The sequence below is a fragment of the Pseudomonas benzenivorans genome, from assembly GCF_024397895.1.
GTDB classification, from domain to species: Bacteria; Pseudomonadota; Gammaproteobacteria; order Pseudomonadales; family Pseudomonadaceae; genus Aquipseudomonas; species Aquipseudomonas benzenivorans_A.
The window spans coordinates 1,442,349-1,461,368 of record NZ_CP073346.1; the positions used below are offsets into that span (position 1 = coordinate 1,442,349).

The 19,020-nt window shown below is 60.0% G+C and carries 20 protein-coding genes; 7 read left to right on the forward strand and 13 right to left on the reverse strand.

Going from position 1 to position 19,020, the window contains the following annotated elements; translation table 11 throughout:
- Window positions 1–58: 58 nt before the first annotated feature.
- Complete coding sequence (locus KDW96_RS06810; protein WP_255839678.1) at window positions 59–823, reverse strand: RusA family crossover junction endodeoxyribonuclease; 765 nt, start codon at window positions 821–823, stop codon at window positions 59–61.
- Between the two features lie 153 nt (window positions 824–976).
- Here KDW96_RS06810 and KDW96_RS06815 point away from each other — a divergent pair, with 153 nt between their 5' ends.
- Complete coding sequence (locus KDW96_RS06815; RefSeq protein WP_255839679.1) at window positions 977–2,020, forward strand: IS110 family RNA-guided transposase; 1,044 nt, start codon at window positions 977–979, stop codon at window positions 2,018–2,020.
- 278 nt (window positions 2,021–2,298) lie between these two features.
- Here the strand turns inward: KDW96_RS06815 and KDW96_RS06820 are convergent, their stop codons facing one another.
- From KDW96_RS06820 to KDW96_RS06840, 5 genes are all read right to left on the reverse strand, one after another.
- A complete protein-coding gene (locus tag KDW96_RS06820) occupies window positions 2,299–3,105 on the reverse strand; it encodes a DUF4145 domain-containing protein (protein ID WP_255839680.1) in 807 nt (268 codons plus the stop codon).
- Between the two features lie 97 nt (window positions 3,106–3,202).
- Window positions 3,203–3,565: a hypothetical protein gene (locus KDW96_RS06825; RefSeq protein WP_255839681.1), complete on the reverse strand. Its 363-nt coding sequence runs from the start codon at window positions 3,563–3,565 to the stop codon at window positions 3,203–3,205.
- A gap of 38 nt (window positions 3,566–3,603) precedes the next feature.
- Complete coding sequence (locus tag KDW96_RS06830; protein WP_255839682.1) at window positions 3,604–4,203, reverse strand: potassium channel family protein; 600 nt, start codon at window positions 4,201–4,203, stop codon at window positions 3,604–3,606.
- A 608-nt stretch (window positions 4,204–4,811) separates the two neighbouring features.
- Complete coding sequence (locus tag KDW96_RS06835; RefSeq protein WP_255839683.1) at window positions 4,812–5,264, reverse strand: DUF6998 domain-containing protein; 453 nt, start codon at window positions 5,262–5,264, stop codon at window positions 4,812–4,814.
- A gap of 105 nt (window positions 5,265–5,369) precedes the next feature.
- The gene (locus KDW96_RS06840) at window positions 5,370–6,245 is read right to left on the reverse strand and encodes a hypothetical protein (protein WP_255839684.1); all 876 of its coding nucleotides are present in this window, start codon (window positions 6,243–6,245) and stop codon (window positions 5,370–5,372) included.
- Between the two features lie 657 nt (window positions 6,246–6,902).
- Between KDW96_RS06840 and KDW96_RS06845 the strand changes: the two genes are divergently transcribed.
- On the forward strand, window positions 6,903–7,868 hold the full coding sequence (locus KDW96_RS06845; RefSeq protein ID WP_304665576.1) for an integron integrase: 966 nt from the start codon (window positions 6,903–6,905) through the stop codon (window positions 7,866–7,868).
- Here KDW96_RS06845 and sbcD read toward each other — a convergent pair.
- Window positions 7,865–9,091 carry an exonuclease subunit SbcD gene (gene sbcD, locus KDW96_RS06850; RefSeq protein WP_255840492.1) on the reverse strand — a complete coding sequence of 409 codons (1,227 nt, stop codon included), beginning with the start codon at window positions 9,089–9,091 and terminating at the stop codon, window positions 7,865–7,867. The two genes, KDW96_RS06845 and sbcD, sit on opposite strands and share 4 nt — an antisense overlap.
- Window positions 9,092–9,099: 8 nt before the next feature.
- Window positions 9,100–9,519, reverse strand: coding sequence for an Lrp/AsnC family transcriptional regulator (locus KDW96_RS06855; RefSeq protein WP_255839685.1), 420 nt, complete (start codon window positions 9,517–9,519; stop codon window positions 9,100–9,102).
- A 138-nt stretch (window positions 9,520–9,657) separates the two neighbouring features.
- On the opposite strand from KDW96_RS06855, the gene yjeH reads away from it, so the two are divergent.
- The 4 genes from yjeH to KDW96_RS06875 all read left to right on the forward strand — a co-directional run bounded on the left by yjeH (window position 9,658) and on the right by KDW96_RS06875 (window position 14,420).
- Window positions 9,658–10,935 carry an L-methionine/branched-chain amino acid transporter gene (gene yjeH / locus KDW96_RS06860; protein ID WP_255839686.1) on the forward strand — a complete coding sequence of 426 codons (1,278 nt, stop codon included), beginning with the start codon at window positions 9,658–9,660 and terminating at the stop codon, window positions 10,933–10,935.
- Window positions 10,936–11,002: 67 nt separating this feature from the next.
- Window positions 11,003–12,346 (forward strand): TAXI family TRAP transporter solute-binding subunit, encoded by a 1,344-nt coding sequence (locus KDW96_RS06865; protein WP_255839687.1) that lies wholly within the window; start codon window positions 11,003–11,005, stop codon window positions 12,344–12,346.
- 86 nt (window positions 12,347–12,432) lie between these two features.
- Window positions 12,433–13,440, forward strand: coding sequence for a nucleoid-associated protein YejK (yejK, locus tag KDW96_RS06870; protein ID WP_255839689.1), 1,008 nt, complete (start codon window positions 12,433–12,435; stop codon window positions 13,438–13,440).
- Window positions 13,441–13,508: 68 nt separating this feature from the next.
- On the forward strand, window positions 13,509–14,420 hold the full coding sequence (locus KDW96_RS06875) for a DUF4344 domain-containing metallopeptidase (protein WP_255839690.1): 912 nt from the start codon (window positions 13,509–13,511) through the stop codon (window positions 14,418–14,420).
- A gap of 57 nt (window positions 14,421–14,477) precedes the next feature.
- Here the strand turns inward: KDW96_RS06875 and KDW96_RS06880 are convergent, their stop codons facing one another.
- From KDW96_RS06880 to KDW96_RS06895, 4 genes are all read right to left on the reverse strand, one after another.
- Window positions 14,478–15,413: a glutathione S-transferase family protein gene (locus KDW96_RS06880; protein WP_255839691.1), complete on the reverse strand. Its 936-nt coding sequence runs from the start codon at window positions 15,411–15,413 to the stop codon at window positions 14,478–14,480.
- A 65-nt stretch (window positions 15,414–15,478) separates the two neighbouring features.
- Window positions 15,479–15,778, reverse strand: coding sequence for a GIY-YIG nuclease family protein (locus tag KDW96_RS06885; protein WP_255839692.1), 300 nt, complete (start codon window positions 15,776–15,778; stop codon window positions 15,479–15,481).
- Window positions 15,771–16,436 carry a phosphatidylcholine synthase gene (gene pcsA / locus KDW96_RS06890; RefSeq protein ID WP_370295437.1) on the reverse strand — a complete coding sequence of 222 codons (666 nt, stop codon included), beginning with the start codon at window positions 16,434–16,436 and terminating at the stop codon, window positions 15,771–15,773. The genes KDW96_RS06885 and pcsA overlap by 8 nt, the downstream gene beginning before the upstream one ends.
- Window positions 16,437–16,629: 193 nt before the next feature.
- A complete protein-coding gene (locus tag KDW96_RS06895; protein ID WP_255839694.1) occupies window positions 16,630–17,100 on the reverse strand; it encodes a nuclear transport factor 2 family protein in 471 nt (156 codons plus the stop codon).
- A 117-nt stretch (window positions 17,101–17,217) separates the two neighbouring features.
- Here KDW96_RS06895 and KDW96_RS06900 point away from each other — a divergent pair, with 117 nt between their 5' ends.
- On the forward strand, window positions 17,218–18,171 hold the full coding sequence (locus KDW96_RS06900) for a GlxA family transcriptional regulator (RefSeq protein WP_255839695.1): 954 nt from the start codon (window positions 17,218–17,220) through the stop codon (window positions 18,169–18,171).
- A 72-nt stretch (window positions 18,172–18,243) separates the two neighbouring features.
- Here the strand turns inward: KDW96_RS06900 and KDW96_RS06905 are convergent, their stop codons facing one another.
- Window positions 18,244–19,011, reverse strand: a complete 768-nt coding sequence (locus KDW96_RS06905) for an amino acid ABC transporter ATP-binding protein (RefSeq protein WP_213641073.1) — start codon at window positions 19,009–19,011, stop codon at window positions 18,244–18,246.
- Between the last annotated feature and the right edge of the window lie 9 nt (window positions 19,012–19,020).

Below are 19,020 nucleotides of genomic sequence, written 5' to 3' on the forward strand. Positions count from 1 at the left end.
ACGACAGGCTTGAAAAGCGATTCCTCACTGCTTGTGGGGAGCGTCCATATACCTGTTGTTATGCGTGCACTTTTTTCGGTTTCCAAAGAGCGCGAAGTGCTCTCCAAGTGAATCCATTTTGAAAACACCTGTTTTTTAATTCTTGCTCGGACAATACGCTGTCTTTTTCAAAGCCATTAAGACGAGTTCTATGTATATCCCAGTCCGAATTGACAAACATACGGTCTGCATTGCCACCCAGGTCTCTTATTTTTCGTGCGGCAGCACGGTGCTTTCTCCGTGTTTTCACTAGAAACAAAGCTGCAAGGATGCTGACAGGCTCATTGAAATCAATATTTATGGGTAAGCAGACAGGTCCTGCATATTGAATGAAGTGCAGATTTTTCTTTTCTAGACAGGTGTCGTTATTTATTGAAATTCGTATATATAAGACATTGAATGTGGTGTTCTCGTTGCGGGACTGCCAGAATGTGTGTAGCGACCCTATTTGAGAATCATCGATGAGAATGCCTCTGGCTCCAGTTAGCGCATCAAGTATAGGTTTTGTTATGTTGTCAATGTCGCCAACTTTATCTGTTTCTTGGCGATCAACGCCGTGAAGATACCACGTGAATTCTACATTTACGCTTCCCGCAACAATCCATGCAAATTTAGAGAGCTCTTCTTGTATTGCTCTGCAGATTTCGGTTTTCTTTTCGTTGCGTGATTGAACGCTGATAATCTGCTCAATTTCCAGCTTTAATATAACTTCGCTGTTGGCGGACTCTTCGATCAGATACCAATTTTTTAAATCGCAGTTATCTGTTGTTATCGAGATATTCATGTGCAGCCCAAGCTAAGTGCATAACGTTTGGTTAAGGGGCGGGCTTTAGCCCGTCCCAGTGAGCGCAGCGAGCGATTTGAATGCTGTAATGGACACTCCCCGCGCCACGCTTCTATACCGATAGCGGTGCTGACTGTTCGCTGGGAGGGTGTGATGAAACGCATAGCGGTTGATCTGGCCAAGTCCGTTTACCAAGTTGCCGAGAGTGTCCGTGCCGGCGTGGTGAGTCAGCACAGGCGGCTGAGTCGTGAGGCGTTCGGGCGATATATACAGGAGCAGGCCGAGTCGGTCGAGTGGCTGATGGAGGCCTGTGGCACGGCGCACTATTGGGGGCGGCTGATGCAGGCGCGCGGGCATCGGGTGGTGCTGCTGCATGCGCGCCATGTGCGGCCCTACCGGCGCGGCAGCAAGACCGACCGCAACGACTGCGAGGCCATCCTCGAGGCCGGGCGCTGCCGGGGCATGCGCCCGGTGCCGGTGAAGAGCCTGGAACAGCAGCAGTTGCAGCAACTGCACAAGCTGCGCGAGGCCTGGAAAAAGTCGCGGGTGCAGCGCATCAACCTGCTGCGCGGGATCTTGCGCGAGGCCGGCCTGCAGGTCGCCGACGGCCCGCGGGCCTTTCTGCGCCAGGCCGGCGAACTGGTCGAGCGGCCGGAGGTCGGCGCCCTGCGCGGCGCGCTGCAGGTGGTGCTGGCCGAGATCAGCCTGTACGAACAGTCGATGCACGAGTGCGAGCAGCAACTGGCACGGCTGCACGCCGACGACGCCATCGTGCACAAGCTCGACGAGGTCAGCGGCATCGGCCTGCTCACCGCCAGCGCCCTGAAAGCCGCGGTCGGCCAGCCTGAACGCTTCGCCAACGGGCGCCAGCTCAGCGCCTGGCTGGGCATGACCCCGAGCGAACACAGCAGCGGCCTGCGCCGGCGCCTGGGGCGCATCAGCTGCAAGGGTAACGTCTATGTGCGCACCCTGCTGGTTCACGGCTCGCGCGCCAGCCTGTTGGCGGCCAGGCGTTGCCAGGCGCGCACGCCCGAACGCCTGACCCACCTGCAGCGATGGGCGTTGGCGACGGCCGAGCGTATCGGCCACAACAAGGCGGCGGTGGCCCTGGCCAACAAGCTGGTACGGATCTGCTGGGCGGTGTGGTGCCACGAGCGACGTTTCAGCGGTGACTGGCCCAGCGCCAGGCCCGCCTGACGGCGGGAGTAATCAGGAGGGAATGCAGGTTTTCCAGTGGTTGTGGTGAGAGGCGAGACTGTCGAAACAGGCGAGTCCTGCAGCGGAACAAGGCCGATAACAATGCTGATCTTCGGGATCGTTTGAACGCTTGGCCCCCGCTGTGCGAACTACAGAATGGCCAGGGCATTACAGCCCACAACAGGCCGGATATACGAATGCAACCGCACTGACGACAGGCTTGAAAAGCGATTCCTCACTGCTTGTGGGGAGCGTCCATATACCAGTTGTTAGGTGCTCTACTCATCAGGTTTTGATTTTGCGTCCCGTTTCTCAATGCCCTCTAATTTTGCTTTTGGCAAATCACTGTAAAGTTCATTTATTTGCTTAGGCTGGGAAATCATTTGCTCGCAAATTATATTGACGAGTCCAAAAAGTTTTACGGCTATTTCTTTGTTGTCGTTAAGATTTATTTCGCCAGGGTGAACTGACTCGTTCCCAATAACTCGGACAACGTCTAGAGCTTTTTGGATTAGAGGATTCAACCCTTTTGCTACAAGAGCCGCTATATCCTTGTCAATATTTTTCCCGCTTTCTCCTAGCTCTTTGCAGAGATACTGGACGCACAACCTTAATAGTGCAGCAGCTCCTTTTGGTGAACAGCTGACAATTTCTCTGGCTTCTTCAAAGAGCTGTTTAATGTGCTCGGGAAGGTCGTTGTTGGCGGGGATGTCGATTTTTGTATTTGGGTAGACTATATGGTCATGGACCCATACTGATATTTCTTTGCAGTTGTAACACTCGGAAATGTTGCAGTTTTGAACGATAGGGCGGCTGTATAGACTGTTGTTGTTGTTTTCAAAGAAGGGTTTTTCACGGAGCATTTTTTCGCAAAATGACACCAAGTTGTCTCTGGTTTCCTTCGGTATTTCTCTGTCAGCCTTGAACTCCTCAATCATTTCCAATGTTGGTATGGATGGTGTTCTATGTTTCTCGCCGTATGCGTCAGCTACAAGCTGATACCAATGCTGCGTAGTGTAGGCGCCGCAATGAGGGCAGTTAAATGCCGTTTTCGTAATAAGCGGTATGGTGTTTTCACTTGTCACTGAGAACTCCTTTGACACCTAACGTTTGGTTAAGGGGCGGGCTTTAGCCCGTCCCAAGGAGCGAAGCGAGTGATTTGAACCAATTGTTATATGCGTATCACGATGCTTCATTGATATAAATTTTGTGCTCTGTGCCTTTGTTGTCGATGGCCTGCATATATTTGCTTTGGCTGGCAGGCCATACAAGCAATAAAGATGAAAGACTTTCCAGATTCACATTGTGGGATGAACAATGTTTTTTTAAGGAATCGCCCCAATAGCCAATTGATTTCTTGATTCTTTCTGACTCAAGCTGAGCTGGACTGAACTCTCTTGTTAGCCAGTTTATTTCGATGTCGTATCCCTGATTATGAATTTTACCAATTTCATCAATGACGTAATCTTGATCAACGTAATTCATTAAGCTGACAAAGCTATGGCCAAAGTTATGAATTGCAGACTTGATGTTTTTATACTTCATGGCTAGATCAGCATATAACGCCAAAAACAGCGGCGCATTTATGCGTCCGGCTGCTTTTTCTTGTTAGGGCTTTGCGATTCTTCACGCACGTAGCTGACTGCAGATGAAAAAAGCATTACCACATAAGCCAAACTCAGAATAATTTGAAACATTACCACCAACCTGGATGATCCACTCGTGGGCGTAATATCTCCGTAACCGACAGTTGTTGCTGTTACTAATGAAAAATACACCCCATCGATAAAAGAAAGAGTTCCGCTAGAGAAAGCATCTTCGGTAATGTTTGAGATAAACGTATATATCACTCCAAACCCATATACCATGAACAAGAATGAAAGAAATGCTAAAAATAGAACTCCAAATCCACTCTTTTTCTCTACGCCCTTTTCCTCATAGCGATGTAAATCTAAAAAGCTAAAAAGTCGTTTTCTTTCAAAGTGGAACACAGCAGCTGCGGATTCGTAAGCAAATTCGGCAATTAACATCCAAAGCTGGAATAACATAAATGCGGCAAACGCTGTATTGCCTACGGAAATCTCCATTGTTCCAGATGCAACTAAAGCTGGCAGGACAAAAAGATAGAAAATCGCCGCTATGCTAACGATAGGTAAAAATACAATTCTAAATACTCTTTTCATACTCTCGATGTGCTTCCTTGTGCCCTAACGCCAATATTAAGCGGCGCCCGACTGGGGCGTCCGGTGGACGGCCGCCAGGCCGGGAACGAACTTGAATGAATGGTTAGGCATAGATTACTCCGGCGACTCCGAGTCTCGAACAGGTACCTCGTTAATTCCGGTAAAAACGCTCAGAATGCCGGCACCAAGAATGAAGCCGAATGCCAAATTTTGGGATAGGCTAAACAAGAATAGCGTGAGCGTGACCATCCCTAGACCTATACCTCCCATCGCTGCGATCGCCATTGCTTCCGGTGAATGCGAAATGAGGTGAAAACCAAATATCTTTCGCGGCTCTATCCGGAACTCCGAAAGCCATGCTCCTACAATACATAGTGGCATGCTGAGCCCTAGCATTAGCGCTATACCAGAGTGTTGGTCCCACCACTCTGGTGTTGTTGCCATGGTAAGAGTGACTGCAAAGCAGGCTCCGGCCACTGCATACGATATTTGAGCAACTCGCTTCATCCTGATGCGCCATTTCCGAATTCAATTTGTGCCTAACGTTTGGTTAAGGGGCGGGCTTTAGCCCGTCCCGAGTGAGCGAAGCGAGCGACTTGAACCATTTGTTAGAAGGCTACACGCTGAATGCGTTCGTGCGGCTCTACTAAGGTATTTAGGGCGATTAGCCTATTAATTGTTATTTGAAACTGCCCGTTAGTTGGTGGTTTCCGCCCTTCAAAATTACGCCACACGCGATCACCAAGGCCATTATATATTTCTGTAAAACTTCCATCTTTATGGATTTTAAGAACAAGAACGTATTCAGGAGATGATCTGAAAGCCACGCTTGAGCCTTGCGTGGCTTTTATTTCGATTGATTTTCCGTCTTTTATTGCGTCGCGACCTTTCGATGAAGCGGTAAGAAGCTGAAGACCATAGTAATGCGCAGCTAGAGCTTCGCCAATACTTCCGACCATGTGACCGTCAGGGGTGAAATGCCGGCCTTCAAACATAACTTCAAGCTCAGATACCAAGCTATAGATTTGTTGGATTATCTTGGGGAATCGCTCGGTATCCATATTGCCTTCTAACGCTTGCAGTTGCGGCTTGGGTAAGCTGGCGGCTTTTTTGCTGCGCAGCGCGAAAAAGGTGACAGTTTACCCAAGTCCGGCAAGCTGCACTTGTTAGTTGCTGTCACTAGATAGAACCCTATCTTTAGCTAGACATTCTTTTTCAAATTTTAGAGCTTCTTTTCTATCGCCGAGATATCGAGAAACTCCACCAAGAGCCATAAAACCGCCTATTTGATGCTTATGATACCCAATGAGCAGGCCACCAGAACAATTATGAGCATGGCAGCCTTGTAACACCGTTGCATTATTAGTTATTAGAATATTAGTGGGTCGCACCAAGATTTCGACGCCATTGTGAAGGAAACGACCACGATTTATTACAACCTTATTAGGTGGTTGAAAGTCTATTTCAATAAGTATTTTTCGGTGAGCTTCCCTGACAGTCAAGGTTGTTCCTACCAGCTGAATGTCCCATGGTTCTGTTGAATAGAACAGCTGGTTATTTTTTATATGCAGAATTGGGTTATTAACTTCATCAAATACAACCAAATTTAACAAGAAATGACCATCGGCTAGAATCAGTCCGATTAGAGGAGTACCGTCAACACTAATTGGCGCCATCGCTGTCCCGTAACCCTGATCTTCACAGGTAAAGCTGTTGCCACCAATTTCAACACAAGCCTGCTTCCCAGAAAAGTGGAGGTCGTATGGTTTTGACGCATTTTCTTTAAGATTGAAAGGTGATGAGTTGGCCTCCCTCACAGCTTCTTTTGGCAGAAGACCACCCGTTTTCTCACGATGATGCTGATCGCAAAGAAGAGTTATTTCTTCAGCAATATGGCGCTTTACTTGAGCCCATTCTTCCATATGCTCATACTCATATAAAGGCATGCCACATATCACACAACCAAAGCCGCAACGCTGTCTTACCTCTCTTTGAATGGGAAGCGGAATATTCCGGCTATTGCATTCCTTTATTTCATCCATGGATACCTCGATGTCTTTGGGCAACTAACGCTTTGCTCAGCCGAATTTTGGCTGGAATGGAGTTTTGGGGTAAAGTGGCGGAGCCACCCCAAAACGGAAAGTAAGCCAAAATGTCGGATGCAGCAACTTGTTAAGTGTTGACGCCATACACGTGTAATTTAGGTTGATTATCAGGACACCAGACCGCCTCATTAAGTATCTTTTCAAGCCCATACTCGACCGATACATCATTTTGAAAGTTGCTGGTGTAATCAAGCTCGTAAAAAAGAACTTCTCGACTGGCTATTTTTTCTTCAAGTCTTTCGATTAAATAGGACTTAAGACTATCTCGGCTCATCTCATCGCCGAATCTCTGAACCAACTCACTAAGAATCTCTTCGACATGAGACTATTCGTGAATATTAATATCCACGATACCTTCTTTAGTTTTCGGTGATATATCCATAAACACTTAACAGTGATTAGATGGAATTCTGCGTTAATCCGATAGTAGAGAATTCTGCATAACACCGCATCACTTTGCCTATCCCCCAACAAAAATCAAAAGCAAATCAATGGGTTAACCATACCTCGTCAATCGAGACGCGTATTCGCTTGACTTCTCTATCGTGCCCTACCATTACTACTGTATAAAAACACAGCCAGCAGGATGCCGAAATGGACAGTTCAGCCTCCAAACCCCGACTGCAGGAGCAGGTCAGAGCGGTGATGCGCGTGCATCACTACAGCATCCGCACAGAGAAGTCCTACTGGTACTGGATCCGCTACTTTATCCGCTTCCATCAGTTGCGCCATCCTCTTGAGTTGGGCGCGGCAGAGGTGAATACCTTTCTCACCTGGCTGGCCGTCGAGCGCAAGGTGGCAGCCGCGACCCAGAATCTGGCGCTCAATGCCTTGGTGTTTCTCTACGACAAGGTGCTGCAACAGCCACTGGGCCAGGTCGGCGAGGTCGTACGGGCCAAGCGTTCCGCGCGCATTCCCTGCGTACTGACCCATGCCGAGGCGACCGCGCTGATAGGCCTGCTGGGTCAGCCCTACCAATTGCTGGCCTCACTCATGTATGGCGCCGGCTTGCGAGTGGTAGAGGCGGCACGTCTGCGCATCAAGGATGTGGATTTCGACAAGCAGGTGATTACCGTGCACGACGGCAAGGGCGCGAAGGACCGCACCACCTTGCTGCCGGCCGCGCTGATCACGCCGCTGCAGGAACGCCGGCAGCGCATGTTCGCGGCCTGGAAGCAGCAGGACAGCTTCTACCAGGCCCCCGTCAGCCTGCCCTTCGCGCTGCGGCGCAAATACCCGAATGCGGCGCGTTCGTTCGAGTGGCAGTGGCTGTTTCCTTCCACTGGCCTGTGCATGGATGAAGATGGCCGCGTGGTGCGCCATCACATCCATGTCAGCTCCATCCAGAAGGCGGTCAAGCAAGCGGTGCGGCGCTGCGCCCTGCATAAGCCGGCCGGCTGCCACACCTTTCGCCATAGCTTTGCCACCGAGCTGTTGCGCCGCGGCAGCGACATACGCACGGTGCAGACCTTGCTGGGCCACGCCGATGTGCGCACCACCCAGATCTATACCCATGTGCTGGGCCAGGCCTTTGCCGGGGTGCAAAGCCCGCTTGGCTAGGAGTCAGTCCGTTCGCCCTGCACGGCCTCCAGCACCTGGCGGTAGAGCCCCTGCAGCCGCTGTGCATCGGCCGCGTCCAGTTGCTCGTGCTGCAGGCGCTGGGCGAACACCTCCTCCACGCTCAGCTCATCCAGGGTTTCGCGGCCCTGGCTGCGCAGGCCAACGGCGGCATTGGCGCGCTCGCGGCGAATGCGCAGCACCTCCACCGGCAGGCCTTCGCACAGCGTGGCGACGCGCTGCTGCAGGTCGCTGAGGTAATCGTCGCCGCTCACGCGGACCTCCAGCCAAACCGGCCGCTCGGCGCTGCCCTGGGCGGCCGCCTCGACTATCGCCTGCTGCAGTTCCTGGAGCGATCCAGCCACCGACAGCAGCGGCTGGAAGCGCGGCACCGACAGTGCCCTGACCGCTCCCAGGCCCTGCCCGTCCAGCTCGACCAGCAGCACCTCCTTCAGCTGCCGGGCCTCGTCGAAGCTCAAGGGGATCGGCGAGCCGCAGTAGCGGATGTGCGCCAGGCCGCCGACCTTCTGCGGCCGGTGGATATGCCCCAGGGCGATATAGGCGGCCGGCGGGAAGGCGCTGGTGGGAAAGGCCTCGAGGCTGCCGACGTAGATCTCGCGCACCGACTCGCTGGCGCTGGCGCCGACCGTGGTCAGATGCCCGGTGGCGATGATCGGCAGCTGACCGCCGAGCGCATCGCGCCTGGCCTCGGCCAGGTCATAAAGGTCGCGGTAGTGCGCCTGGATCGCCTGCTGCAGGGCGCCCTGCTTGTCCGCCGCGCTCTGCCCGGCCTGGCTCAGCAGCACATCGCGGGGACGAATGAAGGGAATGCCACAGAGAATGGCGCCGGGCTCACCATCGCGGCGTTCGAGCACCAGCAGCTGCTCGTCGAGGTCCGCGCATACGCCAGGAATCACCCGGGTCCCCAGGCGCTCCAGCAGGGTCTTGCTCTCGCCGAGCATGGCCACCGAGTCGTGGTTGCCGCCGAGCACCACCAGCGCGCAGCCGGTGGCGGACAGCTCGACGACGAAGCGGTTGTACTGCTCCCGGGCGTAGCTGGGCGGCGCGCCGGTGTCGAACACGTCGCCGGCGATCAGCAGCGCGTCGACGGCATGCTCGCGGACCTGATCGATCAACCAGGTGCAGAAGGCCTGATGCTCGGCCTGGCGGGTCTTGCCCATGAAGTGCTGGCCCAGATGCCAGTCGGAGGTGTGGAGGATGCGCATGGAACCGCTCACATCGGCCAATCCGTGACCACCATGTGGGTCTTTACCTTGTGCATGCCGGGGTAGTTTTCGATCTGCCCGCGGATCTCGCTGAGCCGCTCCATGGACGGCGCCTCGATATACACCAGCATGTCGGTCTCGCCGCTGATGCCGCTGCAGCGACGTATCTCGCTGAAACTGCGCATGCGCGCCACGTAGTTCTCGCAGCGCCCGCCCTGGTAGAACAGCTCCAGATAGGCCTTGACCACCGCGCCTGCCGGCTCGGCGACCCGGGCGTGGTAGCCCTTGATCACCCCGGCCTGCTCCAGATGTCGGATGCGCTCGCTCACCGCCGAGCGTGACAGATTGACGTCGCGGGCGATCTGGCTCACGGCCAGACGGGCATCGGCGCGCAACAGGGCGAGGATCTGCTGATCGAACTTGTCCACTCGGGGGTCTCACGCAAAGAACGGATTGACGGGCAATACCGCCATTTTGCCGGTCAAAGCCGGCGCTTCGCCAGCCATCGAGGGGCGCGAGGCGGCGTAACATGGCGGGGCCAGAAAAGGATCGCACGAGCATACATCATGAGTCGCCTCAACCAAGAACTGGGTCTGTTACAAGGCATCGGCCTGCTGAGCACATCGCTGCTCGGCACCGGCATCTTCGTCGTGCCGGCCCTGGCCGCCACCGCCGCCGGCGACGCGTCGCTGTGGGCCTGGCTGATCCTCATCGCCCTGGTGCTGCCGGTGGCCTTCACCTTCGCCCAACTGGGGCGCCGCTTTCCCCACGCCGGCGGTGCGCCGCACCTGATCGGCCGCGCCTTCGGCCCGCGCCTGGAGCGCGTCAGCGCCTGGCTGTTCCTGGCCGTGCTGCCGGTCGGCCTGCCGGCGGCGCTGAACATCGCCAGCGGCTTCTGGCAGGTGTTGTTCGACCTGGGCCATGGCCAGCTCCTGGCAGTGCAGCTCGCCACCCTGGCGGCCATCCTGCTGCTCGGCCAGCGTCCGGCCAAGGCCTCCGGAGCGGTGCAGGGCGCCATCGCCCTGGCGATCATCGCCACCGTCGCGCTGGTCTGGTGGCTGGGTGATCTGCCGCGCGCCAGCCAGCCGCTGCTGCCGCCCCTCGCCGGTTCCTGGCAGCTGCTGCCGGCGGCGCTGGGGGTGATGTTCTGGTGCTTCGTCGGCATCGAGGCCTTCACCCACCTGGGCGAGGAATTCAAGCGGCCGCAGCGCGACTTTCCCCTGGCCCTGCTGCTCGGCGTGCTGCTGGCCGGCGGGGTGTACTGGGCCTGCTCGGTCGCCGTGCTGAGCTTCAACGCCTACGGCAACGTGCATTCGGACGCCGCCTCGCTGCCGCGCATGCTCGACCTGCTGCTGGGCGAGAAGGCGCGCTGGCTCAGTGCGCTGGTCGGCTACCTGGCCTGCTTCGCCTCGATGAACGTGTATATCCAGGGCTTTGCCCGCTTGATCTGGAGCCTGGCCGACGAAGGCAAGCTGCCGGCGGCCATGGCCCAGCGCAATCGCCACGGCGTACCCGGCCGCGCCCTGCTGCTGGTGGTGGCGGCCTGCGCCCTGTGCGCCACCCTGGCCTGGAGCCTGTCGCTGTCGGTGGACCAACTGATCCGCTACGCCAACGGCAACTTCGTGCTGATCTACCTGCTGAGCATGGCGGCCGGCTGCTACCTGCTCAGGGGCCTGTGGCTCTGGCTGGCTGGACTCAGCACCCTGCTCTGCACCGGGGTGTTGGCCATGCTCGGCCACGACGCCTGGTACGCCCTGGGCTTGCTGGGCCTGCTCGTGCTGCTCGACGGCGTTCGCAGCCTGCGGCCGCGCAGGTTGCCCGGTGCAACGCATCCCTCGCCCTAGACTGGAGGGGTGACCCCGTGCGGCCGTGGGTTCTATGCTTGGGGCGAACCCGCCGAAAGGACGCCCCATGCGCCGTGTGCTCAAAGACCTGAAGATCGTTCTGCTGGCCAACCTGTGGATAGTGCCGGTGGTGGCCGGCCTGGTCGGCGCCTTGTTCTACTTCGTCGCCCCGCCGCCGCCGATGAGCGCCACCATGGCCACCGGCGCGGAGGGTGGCGGCTACCGGGCCTTCGCCGAGAAGCTCAAGGCGGAGCTGGCCAAGCAGGGCTTCGAGTTGACCCTGCAGCCCAGCGCCGGCTCGCGGGACAACCTGCAACGGCTGCTGACCGCCGAGCCGCAGGTGCAGATGGCGCTGGTGCAGAGCGGCCTGGAGCGCCAGCTCGAGGCCGCCGAGCGCGCGCGCCTGGAAAGCCTGGGAGCGGTGTATCAGGAGCCGCTGTGGCTGTTTCACCGGGCAGACATCGGCTTCGAGCAACTCAGCGACCTGCACGCCCTGCGGGTGAGCCTGGGCGGTGTCGGCAGCGGCACCCGCGCCGCCAGCGAAGCACTGCTCGCCGCCAATGGCATTACCGCTGACCAGTACCCGGCCGGCTGGCAACCCTTGGGCGGCAACAAGGCCGCGGATGCCCTGATCGCCGGCGAGCTGGACGCCGCCTTCTTCGTCAGCCCGGCGGAGAATGCGCGCATCCAGCGCCTGGCCGCCACGCCCTCGCTGACGCTGGCGCACTTCAGCCGCGCCGCGGCCTACCAGGCGCACCTGCCCTTCCTCAAGCGCGTCACGGTCGCCGAGGGCCTGCTCAACCTGGGCCTGAATGCACCGGCCAGCGCCACCGACATCCTCTCGCCGGTCGCCACCCTGGTGGTCAACCAGGACTTCCACCCGGGGCTGGCACCGCTGATCCTCGAGGCGGCACGGGAGGTGATGAAGGACGGCAGCCTGCTCGACCCGGCCGGCAGCTTCCCCAGCGCCGAGCCGCGTACCTTTGCCTTGTCCGGCGACGCCGCGCACTACTACCGCAACGGCCTGCCGCTGCTGCAGCGCTACCTGCCGTTTCGTATCGCTTCCCTGGCCGATCGCTACATCATCCTGCTGATTCCCCTGCTGATGGTGCTGATCCCCCTGTTCAAGGCGGTCGGACCGCTCTACCGCTGGCGCATCCGTGCGCGCATCTACCGCTGGTACAAGCACCTGCGCGAGATCGACCGGCAGCTGGACGCCGGCACCCTGCCGGAACGCCTGGGCAGTGAAATCCAGCGCCTGGAGCGTCTGGAGGACAGCCTGTCGAAGGTCGAGGTGCCGCTGTCCTACTCCAACGAGCTGTACCAGCTGCACATGCACCTGCGCTACGTCATCGAGCGTTTGCAGGCCTTGCAGCGGCGACGGGCGACCCAGGACGAGCCGCTCGGGTAAACTGCCCGCCATCTCCGGGGCGTCGACTGCCGATAGCGCACTGCCACGCCCCCGCTTACCGCTGAAGCTTGCCAAGAGAGTCACCCATGCCGATCCGCCACTGCATCGTCCACCTGATCGACAAGAAGCCCGATGGCACCCCCGCCGTGCTGCACGCCCGCGACACTGAGCTGGGGGCCTCCCAGGCCATCGAGAACATGCTCGCCGACCTCAACGAGAGCTATAACGCCAAACAGGGCAAGGCCTGGGGCTTCTTCCACGAGGAGTCCGGCGCCTACCCGTTCAGCGGCTGGCTGAAGGCCTATGTCGAGGACAGCCAGGACTTCACCGCCTTCAGCCGCCAGGCGGTCGAGCACCTGCAGAAGCTGATGGAGGAGTCCAACCTGTCGGTCGGCGGGCACGTGCTGTTCGCCCACTATCAGCAGGGCATGACCGAGTACCTGGCCATCGCGCTGCTGCACCATAGCGAAGGGGTGGCGGTGACCGACGCGCTGGACGTCACCCCGGCCAAGCACCTGGACCTTGGCCAGCTGCACCTGGCGGCTCGGATCAACCTGTCGGAGTGGCGCAACAACGCCCACTCCAAGCAGTACATCTCCTTCATCAAGGGCAAGAACGGCAAGAAGGTCTCGGAATACTTCCGCGACTTCATCGGCTGCCAGGAAGGCGTCGACGGCCCGGGCGAGACCCGCACCCTGCTCAAGGCCTTCAGCGACTTCGTGGAAAGCGAGGACCTGCCGGAAGATGCGGCGCGGGAGAAGACCAAGACCCTTGTCGACTACGCCAGCAGCCAGGCCAAGCAGGGCGAGCCGATGACCCTGCAGGAACTGTCCGGACTGATCGACGAGGAGCGCCCCCAGGCGTTCTATGAGCACATCCGCAACAAGGACTACGGCCTGTCCCCGGAGATCCCGCCGGACAAGCGCACCCTCAACCAGTTCCGCCGCTTCACCGGGCGCGCCGAAGGCCTGTCGATCAGCTTCGAGTCGCACCTGCTGGGCTCGAAGATCGAATACGACGAAGCCCAGGACACCCTGATCATCCGCAACCTGCCGACCCAGTTGACCGATCAGCTGAAGCGGCGCAAGGACTGACCCCCGGCGCGCCAGGCTGAGCTAGAGTCAGAGGATCGGGGTCCAGCCTCTGTCGCCAGGAACCGGAAATGAAGTTCCCCCGCCGCCGGGCAAGCATGCGCTCGCATGACCGCCACTGGCTCATGCAGGGGCTGCTGTGCCTGACGCTCCTGGCCACCCCGGTGCCCCTCATGAGCTCGGATGAGCCACCGCCGGCGGCCTTGCGCAGCGATACCGCGCGCTTCGTCGCGGTGAACGTGGAGTTCACCCTGCTGCACGAGATGGGCCACCTGCTGATCGCCGAACTGGGTCTGCCGGTCCTCGGCCGCGAAGAGGACGCCGCCGATCAGCTCGGCTTCATCAGCCTGTTCCTCTCCTCCGGACGCCAACGCGACGCCGGCTTCTACGCCAAGCTGCTGGACGTCGCCGACTACTGGCGCCTGGAATGGCAGCGGCCGAAACCGGCGTCCGAAGAGGTCTATGTCTGGGGTAGCCACGGCCTGGACGCCCAGCGCTTCTACAACCTGGCCTGCCTGATCTACGGCAGCGATCCGGATCGCCTGGAATGGGTGCCCAAGGTCACCGGCCTGCCGGTGGAACGCGCGCTCTACTGCGATCAGGAGTACGCCCAGGTACGCAAAGCCCTGGCCTGGGTCGAATTGCAGCACGGACGCCGCCCTGGCGAGGCCGACGGCCATGTCATTCGGGTGGTCTACGAACCAACGAGTCTGCGTAGCGGTCAGTACCTGCTCGAACAGCTGCGCCGCTCCGGCGAGGTGGAGGCGATCGCCCGTCGCGCCAGCGAGACCTACCGCCTACCGCGCGACCTGGTGCTGCGCCTGGCCAATTGCGGCGCACCGGATGCCTGGTACAGCCGTACCGGTGCCGAACTGGTGCTCTGCTACGAGCGCCTGGAACATTTCCAGACCCTCGCCGCGCAACTGCCCGATCTGCGCCAGGCAAAGGCGCCAGCGCGCTGCGCCCTCTGCGCCAGCCCCTAGTCGCCGCTTGACCTGCCGTCAGCCTGGACCCCGACCGCGCGAGCCCTGCGACCTCTGCTAACGCGCCTCGATGCGAAAGCCCATGCGCGGGAAATGTACATGCACGCAGCCGGCACGCGGGTCTTCCCGGCGCAGGATCAACTCCTCGCTGCCGCAGAACAGCAACTCGCCCTCGACCGGGTCGACGCCGTAGTCGGTGGCAGCGATCGCCACCTGCTGGCCCGGCTGAAAGCCGTTGGGGTCGACGAAGGCCTCATCCGGCAGCGCCGCCGGCGTAGCCTCGCGCGCCACGGCGATGGCCTCGTCGGCGCTCATGTCGCTGAGCGAGCCGTGACCGAAGCCCAGCACCCGGGCCAGCCACGCGGTTACAACCGGGTAGTCGTCGACCAGGGGCGCGGTCACCGGGGTGCCACGCAGGAACCACAGCGGATGGGCCATGGCGAAGTCAGCCAGCGACGGCTCGCCGAACAGAAAATCGCCCTGCTCCCGCGCCAGCTGCTGGTGCAGGCGGGCCATCAGGCCCGGCCACTGGTGCTTGGCCTGCTCCAGCGGCAAGCGGGTGGCCTGACCGCCGCTGAACAGAGCGCTGCGGTCGGCGACAAAGGCCTTGAGGAACTCCGGCGGCAGCGAGCCGAAACGCGCGGCGACGGACTCGGGCTGGAACACCAGGCTCACCGCATGCTGGAACACCAGCGTATCGGCCCATTGGGCGAAACTGGCGACATTGAACTCCTGGCCCTCGGGAAACAGCGCCGGAATGGCCTTTTCCGCCTCCAGGCGGCGGGCAATCACGCCGGTATCGCAGTAGATGTCGGCACCGACCTGCAGCACCGGGGTCTTGCGATAGCCACCGGTCAGCGCGGTCAGGTCCGGTTTGGGCATCAGCGGCGGAATCATCACCGAGCGCCAGGACAGCTGCTTGAAGCCCAGCATCAGGCGGGTCTTCTCGGCGAACGGCGAGGTCGGGTAATGGTGCAAGATCAGCTCGTGCATGAAGGGCTCCGCAACGCGTGGATAAAGTTCAAGCTTAGCCGGCTGCGCCGCGCCGGCCTACCCGGCTAGCCTGATAGCGCCTCATCAACTGCACCGATAGCGCCGGCAGTGGCCACCAGGGTTTCCTTGGCAGCCTTGCCGAGACGTTTGATGGCGCGCTCGCGGCGCAGCGCATCCCCCTTGCCGGCACAGGCCTCGGTGTAGACCAGTGCCTCCGCTGGGCTGGAGTGGAAGAACCGCGCGCCCTTGCCGCTCTGATGCTGGGCGAAGCGGCGCTGTGGGTCGTCGCTGATGCCGCAGTAAAGCGCGCCGTTAGCGGCACGCACCAGGTAGACGAACCAGGTCTTGTCGCAGGCTTCAGTCATCGACCGCAAACCACTCCCGGGCCGTACGCCACAGGCAGATGCCGACGAAATAGGCCGATGCCAGCAACCAGACCGCCAGCAGCCAGGTCGGGTTGACCGGATACTGCACAATCAGCAAGCCGCAGGCGAGCATCCACACCAGGGTGACCGTGATATTGATCGGCATGAACTGGCGTACCCGGAACGGGTGGAGGAACTTCATCCGCGTCAGGGTCAGGCCCGACAGCAGCAGGATGGTGGCAACGCTCAACCAGGGCGAGAAGTCCAACAGGTACAGGTACACCACCACCACGTTCCACGCCGCCGGAAAGCCGACGAAGTAGTTGTCCTTGCTCTTCATGTTGACGTTGCAGAAGCAAAACAGCGAGGACAGCAGAATCAGCCCGACAGCCGGCAGCAGGGTGTAGTCGGGCAAGGGCACGAAGCGGTAGACGAAGATCGCCGGAATGAACACATAGGTGAGGTAGTCGATCACCAGGTCCAGGGTCACCCCATCGAAATGCGGCAGCACCCCCTTGACGTCGAACTTGCGCGCCAGGGTGCCATCCAGGCCATCGATCAGCAGCGCCAGACCGAGCCACAGGAGACACACCTCGGGCCGCCCATCGAGCACCGCGACCAGCGCCAGCAACGCGAGAATGACCCCACTGGCAGTCATCGCGTGCACGGTCCAGGCCTTGGCCTTGTCTAGGGATAGCAACAGTTCATTCACGGTCGGGCTTCCTGGAGGGCGGCGCTCATGCTCATCGGACAGCGCAACCTTGCACGCTGCGCCTATATCGGATGAAAGCACGGGGCACAGAGATTACCACTGCGCCAGCACACAACCTAGGAAGCCGACCGCCGCCTACCTAACGCGCCGCCCTGAACTGCGCCAGCCCCTTGAGGGCCTGGCGACGAATGGCCTGCTGCACCGGCGGCGCCCAGCCCAGCAGCCACCCCTTGAGCCCCAGAGCCTGACGCGACCAGCGCCACAGGTCGAAACTGTCATGGTGCTCGATGATCTTGCCGTCGCGGAAAAGAAAGCGGGCCTCGATCCGGTTGACCACGTGCCTGCCGGTCTGGCTGAACAGGTAACGGGCGACCCAGCGCGCACGGCCCTCATGTTCGTCCGCCTGCACCTGGTCGAAGGTCAGGGAAAAATCCTGGGCCCGCGCCGCGAGCATGCGCCACATATCGGCCGCCTCGGCGCCGCGCAGGTCTTCGAACACCGGGTCGCTGAAGCGCACCCCTTCGGCGTAGCAGGCGGCCATGGTTTCGGCATCCAGTTGCTGGAAGGCCTGATAGAAGTGCGTGATCAGCTCGGCATTGGCATGGCTCATCGGCCCGGCTCCGTAAACAAGACGCCACCAGTATGGTCATGCATTGGCGGTACCGCGATTGGCGAAACGGACAACAATGTGGCAATAATCGCCAACCTGCTGCCAAGGCTCGCCCCCATGCTCGAGATCGCGCTCCATGTCTGCCCACAGACGCTGTGCTCCAGCCTGAGCATGGCTCACGACACCTTCGCCCTGGCCAACCGCCTGGCCGGACAAGCACTGTTCAACCCGCGTCGCTTCAGCCTGGATGCCCAGGCGGTTGAATTGGAGTTCGCCCGTATCCGGGTCGACGGCGGCCTGGAGCTGGCGGCCCGCGCCGACCTGCTGATAGTGCCGGCAACCGGCAGCGCCATCGACGCCAGCCTGGCGGCGAATGCAGCATTTCTGCCCTGGCTGGCGCAGCGCCCCGCGCGCCAGCAGGTCGCCAGCCTGTGCAGCAGCGCCTTTCTGCTCGCCGCCGCCGGCCTGCTCGACGGGCGTCGCGCCACCACCCACTGGGCACTGGCCGACGCGTTCCGCAGACGCTTCCCAAGGGTTGAGCTGGACATCGAGCAGTTGCTCTGCCACGACGGCAACCTGCTCACCTCCGGCGGTGCCCATGCCGGCCAGGACCTGTGCCTGTCCGTGGTCGCTCGGCATGCCGGCGACGACCTGGCGCGACGGGTCGCCAACGCCCTGGTATTCGACAGCCCGCGCGGCCAGCAATCGCGCTTCGCCCCGTTGCTCCCCCAGCTCAGCCGCGAAGACGCACAGCTCGGCCCGCTGTTGCACTGGCTACATCAGCATCACGCCGAGCCGATCGACCTCAACCGCCTGGCCTCCCTGGCCAACTGCTCGCCGCGCACCCTGCTGCGGCGCTTCAGGGCGGGCACGGGCCTGACGCCCAACGACTATCTGCAGCGCCTGCGTATCGCCGCCGCGCAGCGCGCCCTGGGCAACCCGGCATGTTCCCTGGAGCAGGTGGCCGAGCTGGTCGGCTACGCCGACCGTGCGTCCTTCGCCAAACGCTTCAAGCAACTCTGCGGGGAAACCCCTGGAGCCTTTCGCCGGCGCCTGCGTCAGGCGAACTGAGACCGCCAAGAGCAGGCTTGAGGCAAAGAAAAAGGGGAGCCCTGAGGCTCCCCTTTTCTTGCTGCGAGTCGATCAGTGCAGGATCTGGCTGAGGAACAGCTGGGTCCGCTCGTTCTTCGGGTTGGTGAAGAAGGTGTCCGGATCCGCCTCCTCGACGATCTCGCCCTTGTCGAGGAACAGCACGCGGTTGGCCACGGTACGGGCAAAACCCATCTCGTGGGTCACGCAGAGCATGGTCATGCCGTCTTCGGCCAGCCCCACCATGGTGTCCAGCACCTCCTTGACCATCTCCGGATCGAGGGCCGAGGTCGGCTCATCGAACAGCATGATCTTCGGCTTCATGCACAGCGCCCGGGCGATCGCCACGCGCTGCTGCTGGCCCCCGGACAGCTGCCCGGGATACTTGAGCGCCTGCTCCGGAATGCGCACCCGCTCCAGGTAATGCATGGCCACTTCCTCGGCCTCCCGCTTGGGCATCTTGCGTACCCACATCGGCGCCAAAGTGCAGTTCTGCAGCACGGTGAGGTGCGGAAAAAGGTTGAAGTGCTGGAACACCATGCCAACCTCGCGGCGCACCGCCTCGATGTGCTTGAGGTCGTGGGTCAGTTCGGTGCCATCGATAACGATGCGCCCCTGCTGGTGCTCCTCCAGTCGGTTGAGGCAGCGGATGGCGGTGGACTTGCCCGAGCCGGACGGCCCGCAGAGGACGATGCGTTCGCCCTGCTGCACGTTCAGGTTGATGTCCTTGAGCACATGGAACTGGCCGTACCACTTGTGCACGCCGTCCATCTGGATGATTCCCGGCGCGGCGCTGATCGATTGCTTGATAGCTTCACTCATGTCGAAACT

Excerpts from the sequence above, each read along its gene's own strand:
- KDW96_RS06810 (WP_255839678.1), bottom strand. The coding sequence starts at position 823 with ATGAATATCTCGATAACAACAGATAACTGCGATTTAAAAAATTGGTAT.
- KDW96_RS06815 (WP_255839679.1), top strand. The coding sequence starts at position 977 with ATGAAACGCATAGCGGTTGATCTGGCCAAGTCCGTTTACCAAGTTGCC.
- KDW96_RS06825 (WP_255839681.1), bottom strand. The coding sequence starts at position 3,565 with ATGAAGTATAAAAACATCAAGTCTGCAATTCATAACTTTGGCCATAGC.
- KDW96_RS06830 (WP_255839682.1), bottom strand. The coding sequence starts at position 4,203 with ATGAAAAGAGTATTTAGAATTGTATTTTTACCTATCGTTAGCATAGCG.
- KDW96_RS06835 (WP_255839683.1), bottom strand. The coding sequence starts at position 5,264 with ATGGATACCGAGCGATTCCCCAAGATAATCCAACAAATCTATAGCTTG.
- KDW96_RS06840 (WP_255839684.1), bottom strand. The coding sequence starts at position 6,245 with ATGGATGAAATAAAGGAATGCAATAGCCGGAATATTCCGCTTCCCATT.
- KDW96_RS06845 (WP_304665576.1), top strand. The coding sequence starts at position 6,903 with ATGGACAGTTCAGCCTCCAAACCCCGACTGCAGGAGCAGGTCAGAGCG.
- sbcD (WP_255840492.1), bottom strand. The coding sequence starts at position 9,091 with ATGCGCATCCTCCACACCTCCGACTGGCATCTGGGCCAGCACTTCATG.
- yjeH (WP_255839686.1), top strand. The coding sequence starts at position 9,658 with ATGAGTCGCCTCAACCAAGAACTGGGTCTGTTACAAGGCATCGGCCTG.
- KDW96_RS06865 (WP_255839687.1), top strand. The coding sequence starts at position 11,003 with ATGCGCCGTGTGCTCAAAGACCTGAAGATCGTTCTGCTGGCCAACCTG.
- yejK (WP_255839689.1), top strand. The coding sequence starts at position 12,433 with ATGCCGATCCGCCACTGCATCGTCCACCTGATCGACAAGAAGCCCGAT.
- KDW96_RS06875 (WP_255839690.1), top strand. The coding sequence starts at position 13,509 with ATGAAGTTCCCCCGCCGCCGGGCAAGCATGCGCTCGCATGACCGCCAC.
- KDW96_RS06880 (WP_255839691.1), bottom strand. The coding sequence starts at position 15,413 with ATGCACGAGCTGATCTTGCACCATTACCCGACCTCGCCGTTCGCCGAG.
- KDW96_RS06885 (WP_255839692.1), bottom strand. The coding sequence starts at position 15,778 with ATGACTGAAGCCTGCGACAAGACCTGGTTCGTCTACCTGGTGCGTGCC.
- pcsA (WP_370295437.1), bottom strand. The coding sequence starts at position 16,436 with ATGACTGCCAGTGGGGTCATTCTCGCGTTGCTGGCGCTGGTCGCGGTG.
- KDW96_RS06895 (WP_255839694.1), bottom strand. The coding sequence starts at position 17,100 with ATGAGCCATGCCAATGCCGAGCTGATCACGCACTTCTATCAGGCCTTC.
- KDW96_RS06900 (WP_255839695.1), top strand. The coding sequence starts at position 17,218 with ATGCTCGAGATCGCGCTCCATGTCTGCCCACAGACGCTGTGCTCCAGC.
- KDW96_RS06905 (WP_213641073.1), bottom strand. The coding sequence starts at position 19,011 with ATGAGTGAAGCTATCAAGCAATCGATCAGCGCCGCGCCGGGAATCATC.